Raw genomic sequence first — 19,193 nt, 5'->3', positions numbered from 1 at the left:
ATCCCGACACGATGAACGACGCCAGCCGCCCCACCGCCCCGCCGCCGCCGCGCACGCGCAACAAGCCGCGCGCCTGGCTGCAGGCGCGCCCGGCGCTGGCCATCGATGCGCTGCCGCCGGCGCTGGCGGCGCTCGAGCCCACCGCCGTGCACGTGGTCTATGCCGACGCCACGCCCGCCTGCGACGCGCTGTTCTGGCAGAGCGCGGCACGGCTGCTGCGCGCACGCACCACGGTGCTGTCCCCGCGCGAACCGGCCGGGATCGCCGACATGCTGCGCGCGCACGGCCTCGACATCGAACGCTCGCGCACGCTGCATCCGCGCGCCAACGTCTGCACGCTGCGTGGCGTGCCCGGCCGCTCCGGCATCGCCGTGCTGACCGAAGCGCTGCAGGCCATGGTGGACCAGTGCGGCGCACAGGGCAGCCAGTTCCTGGTGGAAGGCGCGCAGGCGTATTTCCGCTGGGACGACCCGGTCGCGCTGGCCGATGACGGCGAGCTGCTGGCACGATGGTGCAGAAGCAACAGCTGTGGCGTGCTGCTGGTGATGGCGCCGCCCGGCGGCACGGAAGCGCTGCAGCTGGCGTCGCTGGCGGGGTTCCACCGGCATTTCGCCGGCGTCGCGCGGCTGGCGCAGCAGCACGGGCACTTTGTCTGGGAAGTCGGCTTCTGGCGCCACAAGGACGCGATCCTGCCGCCCGAGATGGTGCCGCTGCGCTTCTCGCCGGTAGACCGCGGCCTGGTGGCTGGCAGCGGCGCCGACGAAGCCATCGCGCCCGGCGAGGCGCCGACGCTGCTGGCCCCCGACGAGGACCGCATCATCGTCAGCCGCGCAGCCGTGCTGCGCGAACGCTGGATCCCCGCGCACTGGCAGGTGGTCGACGACAACGCCGCCGCGGTGGCCGCCGCCGCCGGAGCGGTCGCGGCCACCGTGGTGTTGCACTACGGCCAGATCGCCGAGCTCGAGACCCTGGCCGGCCAGGTGCACCAGCTGCGCCATGACGGCGGCAAGGCGCTCAAGATCGTGGTGCGCGAGGACCACGAGATCCTGCGCCAGCGCTACGAGCTGCTGATGTTGACGCTGGGCGCCAGCCTGGTGATCCACCGCAACACGCCGTTCGCGCGCGTGCAGACCATGATCGAGGCGATCCAGGGCCAGGTGTTCTCGCGCCCGATCCTGCCGGACTACAAGAACGCGCTGTCCGCGGTGGTGGCCACCGCCGCCACGGGCTACGTGCCGCCCGCCGACTTTGTCTCGTTGGTGCGCACCACGCTCGAACGCAGCAGCGTGATCCGGCTGCCGCACGTGCTGCTGGAGCTGCCGCTGCTGCCCGAGGTGGCGCATGTCGACGCGCTGCGCGCGTGCCAGATGCAGGATGCCGGCGACCTGTGCACCGCCGGCAGCAACGCGGTCTACGCCTTCTTCTTCGCCTGCCGCATGGAGAACGTCGAGACCGCGTGCCGCCATGTGTTTGTGCGGCCGATGTCCGAGCTGTTCGGCGGGGAGCTGCGCTGCGGCGATCCCGAATCGATCCTGGGCTCGCTTAAACGGCTCGAATCCGATCTCGCGCAGCGCCCGGTGCAGGACTACAGCGGCTGGCTGGCCAGCCAGCCCGGTCCGTCGCCGGTGGCGGCGCCGGCGGAACTGCCGCCGCAGGACGCGCCGATCCCGCTGCCCGCGACCTCGCGCGCGCGCCGTGGCCGGCGCGCGCAGCCACAGGCGTTTGCCATCCCGCTGAAGCCGCAACGCTAGGCAAGATCGACAGGAAACACCATGGACTTGTTTCTCGGCTATTTCATCTGGGGGCTGATCCTGGCCGTGCCGGTGGCCTGGGTCGTCTGGCACTTCCGGCTGCTGCGCCTGCTGCCGCGCTGGCGCCTGCCGCGCGCGCGCCGCGCGGTGCGGCTGCCGCCCCAGCTGCAGCCGGTGGTGATCCGCGGCCGGCGCTGGCGCGAGGCGAGCGGAGAGCGCGAATGAAGACCGTGGCCATCGTCTCGACCGTCGGCGGCGCGGGCCGCACCACCGTCACCGCCGAACTCGCCACGCTGCTGGCCTGGCACGGCCATCCGGCGCTGGCCGTCGAATGCGACCCGCGCGGGGTGCTTGGCTTCCACTTCGGCCTGCGCGCGCCGGCCGGCGCAGGGTTGTGCAACAGCGCCAGGTGGAATGAAGCGGGACAGCGCAGCGACGACGGCGTGCTGTTCGTGCCGTGGGGCGATCCCGGCAGCGCGGCCGAGCAAGGCCGCATGGCCGAGCGGATGGAGCGCGATCCGCACTGGCTGCGCGGCCTGCTGGCCCAGGTCGACCTGCCGAGCAATGCTTTGGCGCTGGTCGACAGCGCGCCGTGGCCGTCGCCGCATGCGCGCCAGGCCATTGCCGCGGCCGATCTCGTGCTGGTGCTGGTGCCGCCGCAGCCGCAGACCTGCGCCACGCTGCCGCCGCTGCGCGCGGCGCTGCGCGAGAGCGGCGCCGCCGTGGCCTGCGCGGTCACGCGGCTGCAGCCGGCGCGCCAGCTCCATACCGATATCTCGGTGCTGCTGCGCGCCACGCTGGACGGCGAGCTGCTGCCGTATGAAGTGCACGAGGACGCCGCCGTGCCCGAAGCCTTTGCCCGCGGCGAGAGCTTCTGCCGCAGCACGCCGTACTCGCAGGCGGCGCATGACCTGCAGGGGTTGGCCTCGTGGGTATCGGGCTGGAGCCTGCTGGCCGTGCGCGGCAACGCCGGACCCGCCAGCGTGCGCGACATGGGCGCCCGCCAGATGGCCGCCGAGGCCGACCGGACATGATGCGCGCGCTGCTGCCCCTGCCGCTGCGCCAGCGCGCGGCCGACTGGTTCCAGGCGCTGCGCCGCGCGCTGGCGCGCGAGCTGGGCGTGGCCGCCGAAGCCCCGGTCAGCCTGTGGCTGCTGCGGGTGTTCTTCCGCACCCCGCCGCGCGGGCGCCCCGACCTGGCGCTGCTCACCGCCAGCTGGATGCGGCGGCGCCTGCGCCAGCGCCTGGACATCCCGCGCCACCGGCACGGCCCCGGCATCTGGCTGAGCCGGGCGCTGCTGCGGCCGCCGCGCGCACTGGTGCCGCTCGCCGCCGACGTGCACCATCGCCGCAAGCCGCAGGCGCCGCCCGAGCCGAGCGCGCTGCGCCGCTGGTTCCGCGGCTGGCTCGAGCCGGTCTACTTCCGCGCCAAGCGGCTGCGCCGGCGACTGCTGGCGCGGCTGCCGGGCATCGACTGGAAACGCGTGGGACTGCGCCTCGAGTCGCTGTCGCCCACCTTGTCCGGCGTGCCGTGGCTGATGCCGGCGCTGCTGTCGCTGGCCGCCGCCGCGGGCATCCTGCTGTGCACCACGCCGCTGCCGCTGCGCGACCAGCTCCTGCTGGCCGTGCTGATCATCCTGGGGCTGCTGGTGCTGCGCCGCATCCCGGGGCGCGCCGCCACGCTGGCCATGGCCGCGCTATCGGTAATGATGGCCGGCCGCTATATCTGGTGGCGCATCACGACCACGCTGCAGTTCGAGAGCGTGCCGGAGGCTGTCTTCGGCTACCTGCTGTTCGCGGCCGAGGTCTATACCTGGATCGTGCTGTTCCTGGGCTACGTTCAAACCATCTGGCCGCTCAACCGCCAGCCGGCGCCGCTGCCTCCCGATACCGCGAGCTGGCCTACCGTCGACGTGCTGATCCCCACCTACAACGAGCCGTTGCGGGTGCTGCAGCCGACCGTCTACGCCGCACTGGGACTGGACTGGCCGCAGGACAAGCTGCGCATCTATATCCTCGACGACGGTGCCCGCGACGAAGTGCGCGACTTCGCGCGCGACGCCGGCGTGGGCTACCTGGCACGCACCGAGCACGCGCATGCCAAGGCGGGCAATATCAATTCGGCGCTGCGGCACACGCAGGGCGAGTACGTCGCGATTTTCGACTGCGACCACATGCCGGTGCGCTCCTTCCTGCAGATGACGATGGGCGAGTTCCTCGCCGACCCCAAATGCGCGATGGTGCAGACGCCGCACCATTTCTTCTCGCCGGACCCGTTCGAGCGCAACTTCGACACCTTCCGCCGCGTGCCCAATGAAGGCAGCCTGTTCTACGGCCTGATCCAGGACGGCAACGACTTCTGGAATGCCACCTTCTTCTGCGGTTCGTGCGCGGTGATCAAGCGCGCGCCGCTGGAAGAAGTCGGCGGCATCGCGGTGGAGACCGTGACCGAGGACGCCCACACCGCGCTCAAACTGCATCGCCGCGGCTACAACAGCGCCTATATCCGCATCGTGCAGGCCGCCGGGCTCGCCACCGAGAACCTGGTGGGCCATATCGGCCAGCGCATCCGCTGGGCGCGCGGCATGGCGCAGATCTTCCGCATCGACAATCCGATGTTCGGCAAGGGCCTGCACCTGTTCCAGCGCCTGTGCTACACCAACGCGATGCTGCACTTCTTCTACGGCGTGCCGCGGCTGATCTTCCTGACCATGCCGATCGCGTACCTGTATTTCGGGCTGCATGTGATCCATACCTCGGCGGTACTGATCATGGCCTACGTGCTGCCCTACCTGTTCGTCGCCAACGTCACCAACTCGCGCCTGCAGGGACGCTACCGGCATTCGTTCTGGGCCGAGGTCTATGAATCGGTGCTGGCGTGGTACATCGTGCTGCCGACCACGATGGCGTTCATCAACCCGAAGCTGGGCAAGTTCAACGTCACGGCCAAGGGCGGACAAATCCGCGAGGAATACCTGGACTGGACCATTTCCAAGCCTTACCTGGTATTGCTGGCGCTGAACGTGATCGCGCTGCTGCTGGGGCTGGGGCGCATCCTGTTCGATCCGGCCTTCGAGCCCTCGGCGATCATCATGAACCTGGGCTGGGCGCTGGCCAACCTGGTGATGCTGGGCGCGGCCATCGGCGTGGCGCGCGAGGCGCGCCAGGTGCGCGTGTCGCACCGCATCCCGATGCGCGTGCCGGCGACGCTGCTGCTGCCCGACGGCCGCACGCTCGCCTGCAAGACCGAGAATTACTCGCTGGGCGGGCTGGGCCTGGCGCTGCCGGTGGAGGCCAGGGTCGAGCCCGGCACGCACGTCGGCGTGTGCCTGTCGCGCGGCACCCGCAGCTACCATTTCCCGGCGGTGGTGACGCGCAATGTCGAGCGGCAGATGGGCGTGCGCTTCGACGGCATGGACGCGCGCACCGAGCAGCAACTGGTCCAGTGCACCTTCGGCCGCGCCGACGCCTGGATCCACTGGGTCGACGAGCAACCGGTGGACGTGCCGCTGCGCGGTCTCAAGGAAGTGATCGAGATGGGCTACCAGGGGCTGCTGCGGCTGGTCGATGCGTTCCGCGGCGCCACCACGGCGCTGGCCGAGCGCGTGCGCCCGCGACGGCTCTGAACTCAAACACAACGGAAACGCGGCCACGCCACGCTTCGGACAATGGGCATCTGGAACCTTTACTTCATCGCCAAGCTGTACCTGTTTTTTATCGGCCGGCTGCATCCGCAATGGCTGCTGAACCTGCTGTTCGCGCTGGTGCTGGTGGTGCGCATCCGCCATCCGGCGCTGTCCGCGCTGCGGCACATGCTGGCGGTGGTGGCGGGCGCCGCGCTGATGTACCGCGAATCGGAGCTGCCGCCCTTCGCGCGCGTGGTCTCGCAGTTCACCAGCCTGCAGGCGTTTACGCCCGCGTACATGCTGGAACTGGCGCAGCGCGTGATCACGCGCGAGATGCTGCTGGTCGCGCTGGCCGCGCTGGTGATCTTCTGGCTCGTGAACCGCTGGGTGCGGGTGACAACGCTGGTGCTGGGCGCGCTGGTCGCGGTTCCGCTGTGGCAGGCGCTGTACGGCGCCGGCGAACCGGGCGGCATCGCGGGCGCCCGCGCCGGCACCGCGACCGCGGCGCTGACCACGGGCGCTGCGCTGGGCACTGGCGGTGCCGAGGTCGCCGCAAGCGGCCCGGATGCCCGGCTGGCCGCGTTACGCAACCAGGAAGCGCTGCGCCAGGTCAGCTTCCCGCGGATGGCGGCCACGCCAGACACGCAGTACGACGTGATCGTGCTGCATGTCTGCTCGCTGTCATGGGACGACCTGGACACGGCGCGCGCGCGCGACAACCCGCTGCTGCAGCGCTTCGATTTCCTGTTCACCAATTTCAGCTCGGCGGCCAGCTATAGCGGCCCGGCGGCGATCCGCGTGCTGCGCGCGGCCTGCGGCCAGCCCGAGCACAAGGCGCTGTACGACCCGGCGCCGGCCCAGTGCCACCTGTTCCAGGCGCTGGCGCAGGCCGGTTTCTCCACGCGCATGCTGCTCAACCACGACGGCCACTTCGACAACTTCCTGAAGGAAGTGCAGAAGGAGATCGGCGTCGACGGCGTCGCGCCGCCCCCCAACACCGGCCTGCCGGTGGCGATGCGCTCGTTCGACAACTCGCCCGTCATCGGCGACTTCGACGTGCTGCAGCGCTGGTTCCGCGATCGCCAGCAGGCCGGCGGCGGGCCGCAGGCGCTGTACTACAACACCGTGACGCTGCACGACGGCAACCGCATGACCGACAACCGGCTGTCCAGCCTGGAGTCCTATCCGCTGCGGCTGTCGCGGCTGCTGGGCGACATCGACAAGGTCATCGAGATGGTGGCGCAATCGGGCCGGCGCGCGGTGATCGTGTTCGTGCCCGAGCATGGCGCGGCCTTGCGCGGCGACGCCAACCAGATCGCCGGCATGCGCGAGATCCCGACCCCGCGCATCATCAACGTGCCGGTGGGCGTCAAGCTGGTGGGACTGCCCAGGCCCAACAACAGCACCGTCACCATCGATGCGCCCACCAGCTACCTGGGCCTGTCGCAGCTGCTGTCCAACCTGATTGCCGAGAACCCGTTCGCCGCGCAGGCGCCGGCGCTGGCCAGCTATGCCAGCGACCTGCCGCAGACGCAGATGGTCGGCGAGAACGAGGCCACCGTGACCATGCGCGAAGGCAACGGCTATGTCGTGCGCACGCCGGACGGGGTCTGGATCGAGGGCAAGCCATGAAGCCGGCCAACGCACGCGGACAGCCGCTGGCGCGCAGCGATATCGACGTCCTTGGCAGCGAGGTCGACGGCTTCGACCCGCGCCGGTATTTCGACCACCAGGAACGGCGGGCCGCGCAAGCGGCCGCGCGGCGCTGGCCGCTGCTGGCGGGGTTGCTGGGCTATGACGCGGAGGCGCCGCCGCGCGACGCCTGACCGCCGCGGCCGCCGTACCGGCACGGCCGTTGCATGGCTCGACGGCGTGGCCGCTATCGTCCGGTCAGATCACCAGCTCGATCAGGAACGGTCCCTTGCGGCCGTTCGCCGTCCGGAACAGGTCGGCGAAGGTCTCCATGTCCTTCGCCCGCGCTCCTTCCACGCCCATGCCGTTGGCCAGCTTGACCCAGTCCAGGTCCGGTATTGCCAAGGCCCAGCATGTCGAGCGCGGTCTTGCCGGGGCTTGCCCCGACGCCGGCCAGTTCGCCCAGCAGGATCGCGTACTTGCGGTTGGCGAGCAGCACCACGGTGACATCGAGCCGTTCGCGCGCCATGGTCCACAGCGACTGCAGCGTGTACATGGCCGAGCCGTCGGCCTGCAGCGACACCACGCGCCGGTCCGGTGGCGCCACCGCCGCGCCGACCGCCAGGGGCAGGCCGTCGCCGATGGCGCCACCGGTCAGAGCCTTCGGTATCGGCGGTCAGCGGCGCATCGAGCGGCCGGTGGCAGGTGGCCTGGTCGCCGATGATGTTGCGTGCCACACCATGCACATCAGCGCACCGCATCCGGCCAGAATGCCAGCATGCCCCGACCTCCCCGGGGCAGGCGCGGCTGCCGCCTGCAGCCCTTTCAAGGAGTCAACACATGTTGATGCGAGACGTGATCCCCCAAGTCCTGAACCACGCGACGACGATGCCGGAGCCAGGCTCGCTCGAGGCCGGCGAACACAAGACCTTCCACCATGCAATCGACATCTACCTCAAGGATTCCAACGCCTTCATGAATACGTACTTCGCCCGCTATTTCGAATGGCAGGGCATCTGCCGCGAGCGGTGGTTCCATGAATGCATCCATGACAACCTGCTGGCCGCCGGCGGCGTCTTCGTGACCAAGCGCGCGCACCAGGAGTATGTCGAGGAGACCTTCCCGTTCCAGCGCGTGGACTGCTACCTGAACACCTTCCAGGTGCGCCAGTGCTCGGCCTACCTGCTGTTCCGCTTCTGCGTGGGCGGCAAGCCGGTGTCGCTGGGTTACCAGCAGATCGTGTTTGCCGACCGTCAGAAGCGCATTTCGCGCTTCCCGGCGGGAATCATCGAACGGGTGAAGGAGTATGAGCTGGCGTTGCCCCGGTTTGCCAGCTGATGCAGCGGCCCGGCGTGGCATGCGTCAGTGCAGCGCCTGGCCTGATACCCGCTGAAATGCACGCTGAAAGGCAGCAAGACGTTGTGGCATGACCCCTACCGCCGGCGTGGTTCAGCCGGCGGTGCTGGTGCGCAGCCGGCTGTCGGCCATCGGGGTGAAGCGCGGCAGCCGCAGCGTGAAGGTGGTGTGCACCCTGGGCACCGACTCGCACTCGATGCGGCCGCCAAAGGTCTCGATCACGCGGCGGCAGAATGCCAGCCCGAGGCCGGCGCCGAGGCCATGCGCCTTGGTCGAGAAAAACGGCTCGAAGATGCGCGGCAGCACGTCGGCCGCGATGCCGGGGCCGGAATCGCGGAAGCGGATCACATGGTGCTGGCCTTCGGTCGCGCCGGTGATGTCGATGCGCCCGCCGCCGGTGGCGCGGATCGCATGCAGCGCATTCTTGAGCAGGTTGAACAGCACGTAGACCAGCAGCGTGTCGGAACCGACGAAGCGCCAGCCCGCATCGATGCCGCGCACATGCACCCAGCCGCGCTCATCGCCCTGGAACGGGTAGCGCTCCAGCGCCGCATGGACACAGTCGGCAATGCCGTGCGGCGCGAAGGTGCTGCGGTCCAGCCGCTCGAGCGTGACCGAGGCCAGCGCCATGTCGATCACCGTGCTGGTGCCGTCGACCTCGCGCGTGATCGCGCCGACCAGGCTCGACACGCGCTCGAGCTGCCCGGGGCGCATGCGGTCTTCGCACAGGCCCTGCTCGACCGCCAGCTGGTAACCCTGCAGCACCTGCGGCCAGGTGCGCGCCAGCTCCTGCGCCTGCATGCGGATCGTGGCCAGCGGCGTGCGCACTTCATGCGCGACCGTGGCCGCCAGCGAATACGGATGCATCAGGTCGTAGCGCACCACGCTGACAGCCAGCATGCCCAGGCTCGCCGCCACGAAGACCACACCCGGCGGGTAGAAGGCCACGCCGTAGTTGACCAGGTAGTCCACCGCCGCCAGCGAATACAGCACCACCGCCACCAGGCACAGGTTGTAGCGCTTGCGGCGTTCGGCGGTGGCGTTGCGGCGGGCCTCGGCCAGGATCCAGGCGCTGCGGATCGCCACCAGCACGGTCTGCGCGAGGTGCAGCGGATGCAGCGGCCCGGCCTTGGGATAGTCGCCGAAGAAATAGGTGTAGTAGCCCGACACCACCTGCCCGGTGGTCAGCAGCAGCACCACCAGCACCAGGCTGAGCCCATAGGAGGCCAGCAGCAGCGGCCGTTCCCGGCGGCGCTCGGTCACTTCGGCGATGAAGTGGTAGAACGTCGTCGGCAGGAACAGGATGAACAGGTAACCCAGGCGGGCCAGCAACAGCGCCACGTCGGGATGCGTGGCCTGGTACAGGAAGACCCACGTGCCCTGCCAGGCGAAGGTGGTCACGCACAGCAGGAAGAACGATGCCGACACGCGCGTGACCCCCTTGGTCACCAGCACGTAGAGGCCGTAACCGAGGAAGGTGGACGAGACGAAGGCAGGCAGGGCAGCGTACATGCGCGGTGCGGGTAGCCAGCAGGCGTATAGCGGCAGGTCGGCGCCTATCGCTGGCGCGCTGCCGCGACGCGACATGTTATGACGTCTGCGCGTGATGCGTGCTTCATTTCTTTGCATACAGAGCTAACGCCTGCTTAATGCAGCGGGGATCACTCCCCACGACGTGGGGGTATCCAGAGCGCAGCCCGGGCAACAAAGAAGGCGGGACGTCCAAGGACGTCCCGCCTTATGCTGCCGTGACAAACCGGCTTACCAGCGCGAGTCGTTTTCCCACGCCTTCATCTCTTCCTCGGCGCGCTCCTTGGAGTAGCCATAGCGCTCCTGGATGCGGCCGGCGAGCTGGTCGCGCTTGCCATTGATCTGCGCGATGTCATCGTCGGTGAGCTTGCCCCACTTTTCCTTGATCTTGCCCTTGGCCTGCTCCCACTTGCCTTCGATCTGGTCCCAGTTCATGTTGTGCTCCTTCATGCGGGGGCGGACGGGCCGCGCGGTGGCCGCCCGCCATTGCGTCGATGAATGGTCCGCCAGGGGCTGGCGGGCGGCCCGGCTGGACCATGCCGGCGACTGCGCCGGCATGGGCTGCCTGTCGACTTACTTGCCACCTTACTTGCCGTACTTGGCCTTTACGTCAGCCTGGCACTTGTCCTTGGCATCGCCGGACATTGCATCGCAACGTTCCTTGTCGGCCTTGTAAGCGGCGTCCATCGTGTCCTTCTTGGCATCTGCGCGGGCTTCCGCCACATCGGTGCGCGAGCCGGTTGCCGCGGCCTTGTCGACCTTGGCGGCGGTCAGGGCCTTTTCATGGGCAGCCTTGGCGTCCTTCTTGCAAACGTCCTTGTCGTTGCCCTTCTTGTCGTCGCACATTTCCTTGGCAACGTCGTAGTCACGGTCGGCCTTCACTTTCTCGGCCTTGGCCATGGACTTCTGCGTGCCGTCGCGCCGGGCTTCGGCCTGGGCCTTGGCCACGTCGCGGTCGCGCTTGGCCTCGGCCTTGCACACGTCCTTGGCGTTGTCCTTCATGCCGTCGCACTTGGCGGTGGCAGCCTTGTAGTCCGCATCAGCCTGCTTGGCCGCGGCGTCATAGTCGGCGCGGGTGCCAGCGGCGGCCGTGGTGGCCGGCGGCGTGCCGGGCGCTGTCGCCTGGGCCAGGGCATAGCCCGCGGGGGCCGCGACCATCATCGAACACACTGCTGCAGTGAGCCATTTCTTCATCATGTCGAGCTCCTTTCCAGTTGGTTGCGTGGTCGTACGCATAGTCGTACGCATAAGGGGCCGGCGGCGATGCGCTGCTGGCCACGCCGTATGTACAGCGTAGGCTGCAGGGGTAATGGGAAGCAGGCGTTGGGTTCCGAAAGGCGCGTCAGACTATTCCGACACCAGGGTCCGGGAGCGGCACTTGCGGGGATAGCGCGCAAAAAAAGAATCCCCTGTACCGCTCACGGAACAGGGGAGGACACCAGCCGGGGAGCCTCAGCCGGAGATAGACGTCGTCAGCCTGTTCTCGTCAGGCGCCGGGGCTTCTTCGTCCGGCCAGTTGCGGCCGACCATCCATTCGTACAGCGTCGGCAGCACGATCAGCGTCAGCACCGTGGCGGTGATCAGGCCGCCGATGATGACGATGGCCAGCGGGCGCTGCGTCTCCGAACCGATCGCACGCGAGATCGCCATCGGGAACAGGCCAAGCATTGCCAGCAGCGCCGTCATCAGCACTGTGCGCAGCCGGTCCATCGAACCGGTCAGCACGGCCTGGCGCACCGGCATGCCCTCGTCGCGCAGCTGGTTGAAGTAGGTCACCATCACCACGCCGTTGAGCACGGCCTGGCCGAACAGTGCGATAAATCCGATCGCCGCCGACACCGACAGCGGGATGCCGGTCAGGAACAGCGCGAACACGCCGCCGACCAGCGCGAACGGGATGTTCGAGATAATCAGCGTCGCGCTCTTGAACGACTTGAACGCGTTGAACAGCAGCAGGAAGATCATCAGCACCGACAGCGGCACCACGATCGCCAGCCGCGCCATGGCGCGCTCCTGGTTCTCGAATTCGCCCGACCAGCTGATCTTGACGTCGTCGGCCTTGACGTTCTTCTTCACCAGCGCCTGCATGTCCTTGACCACGCTGCCCATGTCGCGGTCGCGGATGAAGATGCCGATCGAGGTGGTGCGCTGGCCGTTCTCGCGGCTGATGTTCATCGCGCCCGACGCTGCGCGGAAGGTCACCAGCTGCGACAGCGGCACCTGCGCGCCATCGGCGGTCTGCATGAAGATATTGGGCAGGTTGGGCAGCTCGCGCTCGGACGGCTTCAGGCGCACCGCCACGCTGAAGTGGCGCTCGCCTTCCCACAGCTCGGTGGCGGCCTTGCCCGCCAGCGCGGTTTCCATCAGGTCCTGCACGTCGGCCACGTTGATGCCGTAGCGCGCGGCCTGGGCGCGGTCGAACTCCAGCACATACTGCGGCAGCTCGCCGTCGCGGTCGATAAAGGCGCGCATCACGCCCTTGACCGACTGCACGTTGGCCAGGATCTGGTCGGCCACCTTTTTGTTCTGCTCGAGGCTGTCGCTCTGCACCTTGATCACGATCTGGCCCTTGATCTGCGAGATGCTTTCCAGGATGTTGTCGCGCACCGGCTGCGAGAAATTGGGCTCGATGCCAGGCAGCTGGCGCAAGTTCTTGTCGATTTCGCCGATGATGGCGCGCTTGTTGAAGCCATCGCGCCATTGCTTCTCGGGCTTGAGATCGACCAGGACCTCGACGGTGTTGATCAGCTTGGGATCGGTGCCGTCGTCGGGGCGGCCCACCTTGGAGATGGTGGTATTGACCTCCGGCGTCTTGCGGATGATGCTGCGCAGCAGCCGCGCCTGGTCGCGCGCCTCATCGACCGAGACCGAGGCCGGCAGGTCGAAGCTGACCCACATCGAGCCTTCGTCCAGTTCGGGCAGGAATTCGCTGCCGAGGAACTTGCCCACGCCCACCGTCACCAGCAGCAGGCCCAGCGCGGCACCGATCACCAGCTTCTTGTGGTCCAGCGCCCAGCCCAGCATGGGCTCGTACAGCCGCTTGCAATGGCGCACGATGAAGTTGTCGTCGTGCGCGATGTTCTTCGTCAGCAGCAGGTGGCACAGCAGCGGCACCAGCGTCAGCGAAATGATCAGCGAACCGATCAGCGCACCCGTCACGGTATAGGCCATCGGCGCGAAGATCTTGCCCTCGTGCCGCTGCAGCGTGAAGATCGGAATGTGCGCGGCGATGATGATGACCATCGAGAACACGGTCGGGCGGCCCACCTCGGTGGTGGCCAGCAGGATCGCGTGCAGCCGCGCCTTGCTGTCGCGGATCTGCTGCTCCTTGAGCTCGCCCAGGCGCTTGAAGATGTTCTCGACCACGATCACCGCGCCGTCGACGATGATACCGAAGTCCATCGCCCCCAATGACAGCAGGTTGGCCGGGATGCCGACCCAGGTGAGCCCGATGAAGGTCGACAGCAGCGCCAGCGGGATCACCAGCGCCACGATCGCCGCGGCGCGCACGTTGGCCAGGAACAGGTACAGCACGGCCATCACCAGCAGCGCGCCTTCGACCAGGTTGCCGAACACCGTGTGCAGCGTCTTGTCGATCAGCGTGGAGCGGTCGTAGTACGGCACGATTTTCACGCCCTTGGGCAGGATCTGGTCGTCGAGCAGGTCGATGCGCTTCTTCAGCGCTTCGAGCACCAGCGACGGGTTCTCGCCCTTGCGCATCACCACGATGCCCGAGACGATGTCGTCTTCGTCGTCCTGGCCCATCAGGCCCTGCGGCGGCGCGCTGCCAACCTTGACGTCGGCGATGTCCTTGACCAGGATCGGCGTGCCGTTGTTCTCGGCCACCACCACGTTGGCGATGTCGGCCGAGGTGCGGAAGCTGCCCAGCGAGCGCAGCAGGAACTGCTGGCGCCCGTGCGCGACGGCGCCGCCGCCGGCGTTGGCGTTGGCGCGCTGCAGCGCGGTGAACAGCTGCGACAGCGAGATCTTGGCGTCGCGCATGCGCGCGAGGTTGGGGTTGACCTCGTACTGCTTGATGGTGCCGCCGATCGTCACCAGGTCGGCCACGCCCGGCACCTGGCGCAGGTTCTTCTCGACCACCCAGTCCTGCAGCGTGCGCAGCTCCTGCGGCGTATAGCCCTTGCCGGTCAGCCGGAAGCGGAAGATCTCGCCGATCGCGGTCGACAGCGGCGCCAGGTCCGGATGCACGCCGTCGGGCAGGTCGACGCTGCGCAGCCGCTCCAGGATCTGCTGGCGCGCGGTCACGTCGGTGGCACGGTCATTGAAGGTCACCATCATGAACGACAGGCCGAACTGGGTGTGCGAGAACACCCGCACCGCGTTGGGCGTGCCGGCCAGCGCGGTCTCGATCGGGATGGTGACCTGCCGCTCGACTTCTTCCGCGGCGCGCCCCGGGTACAGCGTGATGACGTTGACCTGGATGTCGGATACGTCGGGGAAGGCCTCGATGGGCAGGTTCTTGAACGCGGCCAGGCCGCCGCCGACGAAGATGAGCAGGCCCAGCCAGACAAAGAGCTTCTGGTGCAGGGCAAAGCTGACGATGCGCGAGATCATGTGGCGACCGTCCTCACTTCTTGTCGGCCGCACGCGCCGCATTGACTGCTGTGGCATCGCGCAGGATGTCCTGCAGGTAGAGGTTGCCCTCGGTCACCACGGTCTCGCCTTCCTTCACGCCTTCCAGCAGTTCGGTGGTGCCGGGCATGGTCACGCCCACGCGCACCTGGCGGCGCTCGAAGGTATTGGGGGCGGTGCGCACAAAGACATAGTTGCGGTTGTCGGCCAGGAACACGGCCTTGGATGGCACCGCGATGCCTTCGAACGACGCCGCGGGCAGGCGCGCCGTGACAAACATCTCGGCCTTCAGGCGGCGCCCGGGATTGGGCACGCTCAGCCGGACCTTGATGCTGCGCGCGGTCGGGTCGACATAGTCGGCGATCTTGACCACGGTGCCGGTGAAGGTTTCGCCGGGGTAGGCGGCGGTGACCACCTGCACGATGACACCGTCGCGAAACAGGCTGAGGTCGGATTCACCGGCATCGACCTGCGCCCACAGCGTGGTGGGGTCGGTGATCAGGAACAGCGGCGCGGCCGGCGGCTGGTCGGGGCGCAGTTCCATGCCCTGGTTGATGTTGCGCTCGACCACCAGGCCGTCGATCGGGCTGCGCAGCGCGAAGCGCTGGTTCACGCCGTCGCTGCCCGCCGCTGCGCCGTACTGGCGCAGCGCCGCCTGCGTGCGCTGCAGGTCGGCCGCGGCGCGCGCCGCGTCGGCCTGCGACTGTTCCAGGTCCTTCTGTGCGATGACGCCGGCGCCGTACAGCTCGCGCTGGCGCGCCAGCGCCTTGGCCGCGACCGCGCTGTCGGCGGCAGCCTTGCGTGCGTCGGCCTGGGCCACGCCGAAGTCCGGCGACGTCAGGCTGGCCAGCGGCTGGCCGGCTTTGACCGTGGCGCCGGGCTGCACCAGGACCTCGGTCACGCGGCCGGCAAAGGGCGTGGACACGCGCACAGTCTTGTCCTCGTTCCAGACCAGCCGGCCCGGCAGGTTCAGCATGCGCTCGCCGCCGGACTTGGCGGGTTCGCCGGCAATGCCGGGCAGCGATTTCACGCTGGCCGGGAACTGGATGGTGTTGCCGCTGACCTTGGGATCGTCATCGGGCTTGGGCGGCTCGGACTTGCCGCAGGCGGCGAGCACCAGCGCGCACAGCGCCATGGCGCAGACGGAAGACAGCCGTGCGGGCACGGCGGTGGAAAGCGGACGATGGGTGCAGGACGTGCGGCGGAACATGCGTGACAAGTAAGACATGAAGAATGCGCGGGAACTGCGGTATCAGGGACGTGCCTGCGAGGCCACGGGCGCGCCCGCGGTGCCAGAGGTCTTGGAGGTCTGCAAGGCGGCGCGGTAGGCCGACAACGCCTTGGCGTATGCGCCCTGCGCTTCGACGGCGTCGAGCCGGGTCTGGCGCAGCGCACGGCGCGCGTCGAGCAGGTCGAGCACGCCGGTGGCGCCCTTGCTGTAGGCGAACTCGGCGCTGCCGGCGACGCTTTCCGCGGCGGGCAGCACTTCGTCGCGCATCTGGCGCAGCGACTGGCGCGCGGTTTCGAGCTGGCTGCGCAGCCGGTCGATTTCGTTGCCCGCCTCCAGCATCACGCGGTTGCGGTCGTCCAGCGCGGCGTAGTAGTCGACTTCGGCACGCCGTGCCTCGCCGCTGTTGCGGTGGCGCACGAACAGCGGGATCGACAGGAACACGCCGAAGCTGTTGCCGGTGCCATAGGAGTTGGTGGGAGAGACCGGATAGTGCTCGGCCTGCGCCCCAATGGTCACGTCAGGCACGCGTCCGGCGCGGGCCAGGTCGCGCGCGGCGGCGGCCGCTGCCAGGCGGGCCTCGGCGGCGGTCACGTCGGGGCGGCGCTCGAGCAGGTAGGGATCGGGTTGCGGCGCCGGCGCATCGAGCGCTGGCCAGTCGGCGACCAGCCGGTTATCCGACAGCGTGCCGGGAACCCCCATCGCCTGCGCCAGCGCGGCCTTGTCGCTGTAGTGGTCGGTCATGGCCTGGCGCATGTCGTTCTGCGCGCGCAGGACGTCGAGCTGCAGCTTGTTCACGTCGGCGCGCGCCACGTCGCCTGCCTTCAGCCGCGTTTCGCTGGCCTGGCGGGTACGCTCGTACAAAGCCAGCGTTTCCCGGAGCACCGCCACGTGTTCCTGGCTGACCAGCGCCTCGAAGAAGGCCTGCTCGACCGCGGCAGTCTGCTGCGCCACCACGGCCTGCACCGCCTCGCCCGCCGCGGCGCTGGCCTTTTGCGCGGCGTCGACGCGCAGGTTGCCCTTGTTGGCGGTCTCGATGAGCTGGTCGACGCGCAGCTTGGAGTCCACCGTCTTGCTGCGCAGGTTGCCGGAGCCGACGCCGGCGTGCGGGTTGATGTTCTCCACACCCAGGCTCAGCACCGGGTTGGGCCGCTGCGACGCGATCTGCACATCGGCCTGGCTGGCTTCCACGCCCCGGCGCGCGGCAATGATGGTGCGGTTGCAGCGCAGCGCGTCCAGGCGCGCCTGGGCCAGCGTCAGCGTGGCGCCGGCGGGCGGTGGCGTGCAGGGGGCGGCGGCATCGACGGTATCGGCGGCGGCGGTATCGGCGGCGGTATCGGCCGCAGGCTCGGATTCGGCGGCAATGCTGGCCGCAGGTGTGGCGAGAACGCCCAGCAGGAGCAGGGTTCCCGCGGTGGCACGGGCAAAGACAACGGGCACGGTCAGTCAGGCTCGGTTCGAAAGCGGTTTTGCGGTCAACGGTCTGCGGTAAACGACCGTGCCCCCAAAGCGGTGCACCGACCGATGAATTTTCATCCGTCTGGCAGCTGCTCCGGCGGTCGCCCGGCTGGGCTGTCATGCCGCGTCCTCGCGCGCCCTCGCCCTGCTATCCCGATGCTTCAAACGCCACCCGGGCACGATCTCCCGACGGCATTCAAACCGAATCGCTTTACAAACGGCTTTCATATCGTTGACAAAAGCCTTTAACTGCGTGAAAACCCCAGTCCGCGCGACTTCGATCAAGAATGCAAGCGGCCCGGGAATCACCGACGCGTGCGTCGGTGATTCCCGGTCCGTTATTCCAGCCTTGGCCGCCCTGGTGGCTTATGCCTTGGCGCGGTCGTCCAGCCCGAGGCTGCGCCCGATGATTTCTTTCATGATTTCGCTGCTGCCGGCGTAGATTCGCGAGATCCGCGCATCGGTGTACATCCGGCAGATGCGGTACTCCTCCATATAGCCGGCGCCGCCGTGCAGCTGCACGCCCTCGTCCACCACGCGGCCCTGCAGCTCGGAGGTCAGCAGCTTGGCCGACGCCGCCGTCTCCACCGTCAGCGTGCCGGCGTTATGCTGCAGCACGCACTGGTCGACAAAGGTCTGGATCGCGTCGAGCTGGGCGCGCAGCTCGGCCAGCTTGAAGCGCGAGTTCTGGAAGGTGCCGATCGGCCGGCCGAAGGCCTTGCGTTCCTTGACGTAGTCCAGCGTCAGGTCGAACGCCACCTGCGCCGACGCCATGTAGCCGCAGGCGCCGATCAGCCGCTCCTCGGCCAGGTGCCGGGTCAGGTAGCGGAAGGCCTGGCCGGGCTCGCCGAGCACGTTGGCCTTGGGCACCTTCACGTTGTCGAAGAACAGCTCCGAGGTGTCCTGCGAATGCAGGCCCATCTTGCGCAGCTTGCGGCCGCGCTCGAAGCCCGGCATGCCTCGCTCGACGATAAACAGCGTCAGGCCGTGGCTGCGCTCGGGGTCGGTGCGCGCCACCACTACCACGTAGTCGGCCAGCTGGCCGTTGGAGATATAGGTCTTGGCGCCGTTCAGCACCCAGTGGTCGCCATGATCCTCGGCCCGGGTGCGGATGCCGGCCAGGTCGGAGCCGGTCTGCGGCTCGGTCATGGCGATGGCGAAAATCGCCTCGCCGCGCGCCGCGGCCGGCAGCAGGCGCAGGCGCTGCTCTTCGTTGCCGATGCGGCCGACATACGGCGCCACCAGGCGCGAATGGAGCGTGCCGAAGAAGCCGGAGTCGCCATGGCGCGCGTTTTCCTCGATCAGGATCTGCTCATAGCGGAAGTCATCGACGCCGGCGCCGCCGTATTTCTCGTCGGCCCACATCAGCAGGTAGCCCTGCTCGCCGGCCTTGCGGAACACCTCGCGGTCGACGCAGCCCTGCTCGCGCCAGCGCTCGCCGTGCGGCCCGACCTCACGCTGGTAGAAGCGGCGGGCGGATTCGCGGAAGGCGTCGTGTTCGGCTTCGAAGATCAGGCGTTGCATGGCTGGAGTCCCCCTTCTGGTGTGATGTTCGGATCGGTTGAGTGTCTGCCGTGCCGCGCGCCTGAGGTTCGTCGGAAAAGATGATTTTTCTACAACCCGTGCCCACGCTGGCGTTGCCGGGACAGGCCATTCAATGCAGTTTTATTGATATGAACCCATGATAACTTTCATTTACCCGCGGGCATGGTTTGTGCCAATACTAGGAGACACCGACACTTATTCGATGGAGCGGGAAATCATGGAAACCGTCCTCTGGATCGCGCTGGCGCTGGCGCTGTTGGCGCTGGGAGGCACTGTTACCTGGCTGATCGGCACGCGGGTACCTGAACCGGTATTCGAGCGCGTGCAGCGGCATGGCCGCTTCGCCGGCCTCGAACCCAGGCCGCCGCGCCGGCCGCGGGGCGGCAAGCGCGTGCGGCAGTACCGGCTGGTGCCGGCCGGCATGCCCGGCTGGGCGGGGCTGTCGGCGCGGCCCATGCCAGTGCGCGCCTGATGC

The 19,193-nt window shown here is 68.4% G+C and carries 15 protein-coding genes and 1 pseudogene; 8 read left to right on the top strand and 8 right to left on the bottom strand.

Translation table 11 applies throughout. The features are described 5' to 3' along the window. Positions 1-11 precede the first annotated feature (11 nt). From bcsE to bcsR, 6 genes are read left to right on the top strand one after another with little or no spacing between them, the layout of a single operon-like run. Complete coding sequence (bcsE, locus tag E0W60_RS07985) at positions 12-1,751, top strand: cellulose biosynthesis protein BcsE (RefSeq protein ID WP_135703574.1); 1,740 nt, start codon at positions 12-14, stop codon at positions 1,749-1,751. A 21-nt stretch (positions 1,752-1,772) separates the two neighbouring features. Then, on the top strand, positions 1,773-1,976 hold the full coding sequence (locus E0W60_RS07980; protein WP_029047114.1) for a hypothetical protein: 204 nt from the start codon (positions 1,773-1,775) through the stop codon (positions 1,974-1,976). Next, complete coding sequence (gene bcsQ / locus E0W60_RS07975) at positions 1,973-2,785, top strand: cellulose biosynthesis protein BcsQ (protein ID WP_135703573.1); 813 nt, start codon at positions 1,973-1,975, stop codon at positions 2,783-2,785. The genes E0W60_RS07980 and bcsQ overlap by 4 nt, the downstream gene beginning before the upstream one ends. Beyond that, entirely contained in the window at positions 2,782-5,376 is a 2,595-nt protein-coding gene (bcsA, locus tag E0W60_RS07970) for a UDP-forming cellulose synthase catalytic subunit (RefSeq protein WP_240745763.1), read from the top strand. The genes bcsQ and bcsA overlap by 4 nt, the downstream gene beginning before the upstream one ends. Positions 5,377-5,418: 42 nt before the next feature. Next, a complete protein-coding gene (gene bcsG / locus E0W60_RS07965; protein ID WP_135703572.1) occupies positions 5,419-7,008 on the top strand; it encodes a cellulose biosynthesis protein BcsG in 1,590 nt (529 codons plus the stop codon). Then, positions 7,005-7,202 (top strand): BcsR/BcsP family cellulose biosynthesis protein, encoded by a 198-nt coding sequence (gene bcsR / locus E0W60_RS07960; protein ID WP_135703571.1) that lies wholly within the window; start codon positions 7,005-7,007, stop codon positions 7,200-7,202. The genes bcsG and bcsR overlap by 4 nt, the downstream gene beginning before the upstream one ends. A gap of 64 nt (positions 7,203-7,266) precedes the next feature. Here bcsR and E0W60_RS07955 read toward each other — a convergent pair. After that, positions 7,267-7,666 (bottom strand): annotated as a pseudogene (locus tag E0W60_RS07955) (thiamine pyrophosphate-dependent enzyme); the annotation flags it as partial. 182 nt (positions 7,667-7,848) lie between these two features. On the opposite strand from E0W60_RS07955, the gene E0W60_RS07950 reads away from it, so the two are divergent. Further along, positions 7,849-8,346, top strand: coding sequence for an acyl-CoA thioesterase (locus E0W60_RS07950; protein WP_133094795.1), 498 nt, complete (start codon positions 7,849-7,851; stop codon positions 8,344-8,346). A 111-nt stretch (positions 8,347-8,457) separates the two neighbouring features. Here the strand turns inward: E0W60_RS07950 and E0W60_RS07945 are convergent, their stop codons facing one another. The 7 genes from E0W60_RS07945 to E0W60_RS07915 all read right to left on the bottom strand — a co-directional run bounded on the left by E0W60_RS07945 (position 8,458) and on the right by E0W60_RS07915 (position 18,697). Beyond that, positions 8,458-9,876, bottom strand: a complete 1,419-nt coding sequence (locus tag E0W60_RS07945) for a sensor histidine kinase (protein ID WP_133094928.1) — start codon at positions 9,874-9,876, stop codon at positions 8,458-8,460. A gap of 249 nt (positions 9,877-10,125) precedes the next feature. Next, on the bottom strand, positions 10,126-10,329 hold the full coding sequence (locus E0W60_RS07940) for a CsbD family protein (RefSeq protein ID WP_133094794.1): 204 nt from the start codon (positions 10,327-10,329) through the stop codon (positions 10,126-10,128). Positions 10,330-10,479: 150 nt separating this feature from the next. Further along, the gene (locus tag E0W60_RS07935) at positions 10,480-11,091 is read right to left on the bottom strand and encodes a hypothetical protein (RefSeq protein WP_133094793.1); all 612 of its coding nucleotides are present in this window, start codon (positions 11,089-11,091) and stop codon (positions 10,480-10,482) included. Positions 11,092-11,346: 255 nt separating this feature from the next. Continuing rightward, a complete protein-coding gene (locus E0W60_RS07930; RefSeq protein WP_133094792.1) occupies positions 11,347-14,469 on the bottom strand; it encodes an efflux RND transporter permease subunit in 3,123 nt (1,040 codons plus the stop codon). Positions 14,470-14,482: 13 nt separating this feature from the next. After that, positions 14,483-15,697 (bottom strand): efflux RND transporter periplasmic adaptor subunit, encoded by a 1,215-nt coding sequence (locus tag E0W60_RS07925; RefSeq protein ID WP_133094927.1) that lies wholly within the window; start codon positions 15,695-15,697, stop codon positions 14,483-14,485. Positions 15,698-15,739: 42 nt separating this feature from the next. Continuing rightward, positions 15,740-17,155, bottom strand: coding sequence for a TolC family protein (locus E0W60_RS07920; RefSeq protein WP_135703570.1), 1,416 nt, complete (start codon positions 17,153-17,155; stop codon positions 15,740-15,742). A 384-nt stretch (positions 17,156-17,539) separates the two neighbouring features. Then, complete coding sequence (locus E0W60_RS07915; RefSeq protein ID WP_135703569.1) at positions 17,540-18,697, bottom strand: acyl-CoA dehydrogenase family protein; 1,158 nt, start codon at positions 18,695-18,697, stop codon at positions 17,540-17,542. A gap of 238 nt (positions 18,698-18,935) precedes the next feature. Here E0W60_RS07915 and E0W60_RS07910 point away from each other — a divergent pair, with 238 nt between their 5' ends. Continuing rightward, positions 18,936-19,190: a hypothetical protein gene (locus tag E0W60_RS07910; RefSeq protein WP_135703568.1), complete on the top strand. Its 255-nt coding sequence runs from the start codon at positions 18,936-18,938 to the stop codon at positions 19,188-19,190. The last annotated feature ends 3 nt before the right edge of the window (positions 19,191-19,193 follow it).

The sequence above is a fragment of the Cupriavidus oxalaticus genome, assembly GCF_004768545.1.
Classification (GTDB): Bacteria; Pseudomonadota; Gammaproteobacteria; order Burkholderiales; family Burkholderiaceae; genus Cupriavidus; species Cupriavidus oxalaticus_A.
This window is presented reverse-complemented; position numbering and strand designations above follow the sequence as displayed.

Bases quoted from the DNA above. Each gene is read 5' to 3' on its own strand.
- E0W60_RS07945 (WP_133094928.1), bottom strand. From the start codon at position 9,876: ATGTACGCTGCCCTGCCTGCCTTCGTCTCGTCCACCTTCCTCGGTTAC.
- bcsG (WP_135703572.1), top strand. From the start codon at position 5,419: ATGGGCATCTGGAACCTTTACTTCATCGCCAAGCTGTACCTGTTTTTT.
- E0W60_RS07925 (WP_133094927.1), bottom strand. From the start codon at position 15,697: ATGTTCCGCCGCACGTCCTGCACCCATCGTCCGCTTTCCACCGCCGTG.
- bcsA (WP_240745763.1), top strand. From the start codon at position 2,782: ATGATGCGCGCGCTGCTGCCCCTGCCGCTGCGCCAGCGCGCGGCCGAC.
- bcsR (WP_135703571.1), top strand. From the start codon at position 7,005: ATGAAGCCGGCCAACGCACGCGGACAGCCGCTGGCGCGCAGCGATATC.
- bcsE (WP_135703574.1), top strand. From the start codon at position 12: ATGAACGACGCCAGCCGCCCCACCGCCCCGCCGCCGCCGCGCACGCGC.
- E0W60_RS07950 (WP_133094795.1), top strand. From the start codon at position 7,849: ATGTTGATGCGAGACGTGATCCCCCAAGTCCTGAACCACGCGACGACG.
- E0W60_RS07910 (WP_135703568.1), top strand. From the start codon at position 18,936: ATGGAAACCGTCCTCTGGATCGCGCTGGCGCTGGCGCTGTTGGCGCTG.
- E0W60_RS07915 (WP_135703569.1), bottom strand. From the start codon at position 18,697: ATGCAACGCCTGATCTTCGAAGCCGAACACGACGCCTTCCGCGAATCC.
- E0W60_RS07930 (WP_133094792.1), bottom strand. From the start codon at position 14,469: ATGATCTCGCGCATCGTCAGCTTTGCCCTGCACCAGAAGCTCTTTGTC.
- E0W60_RS07940 (WP_133094794.1), bottom strand. From the start codon at position 10,329: ATGAACTGGGACCAGATCGAAGGCAAGTGGGAGCAGGCCAAGGGCAAG.
- E0W60_RS07980 (WP_029047114.1), top strand. From the start codon at position 1,773: ATGGACTTGTTTCTCGGCTATTTCATCTGGGGGCTGATCCTGGCCGTG.
- bcsQ (WP_135703573.1), top strand. From the start codon at position 1,973: ATGAAGACCGTGGCCATCGTCTCGACCGTCGGCGGCGCGGGCCGCACC.
- E0W60_RS07935 (WP_133094793.1), bottom strand. From the start codon at position 11,091: ATGATGAAGAAATGGCTCACTGCAGCAGTGTGTTCGATGATGGTCGCG.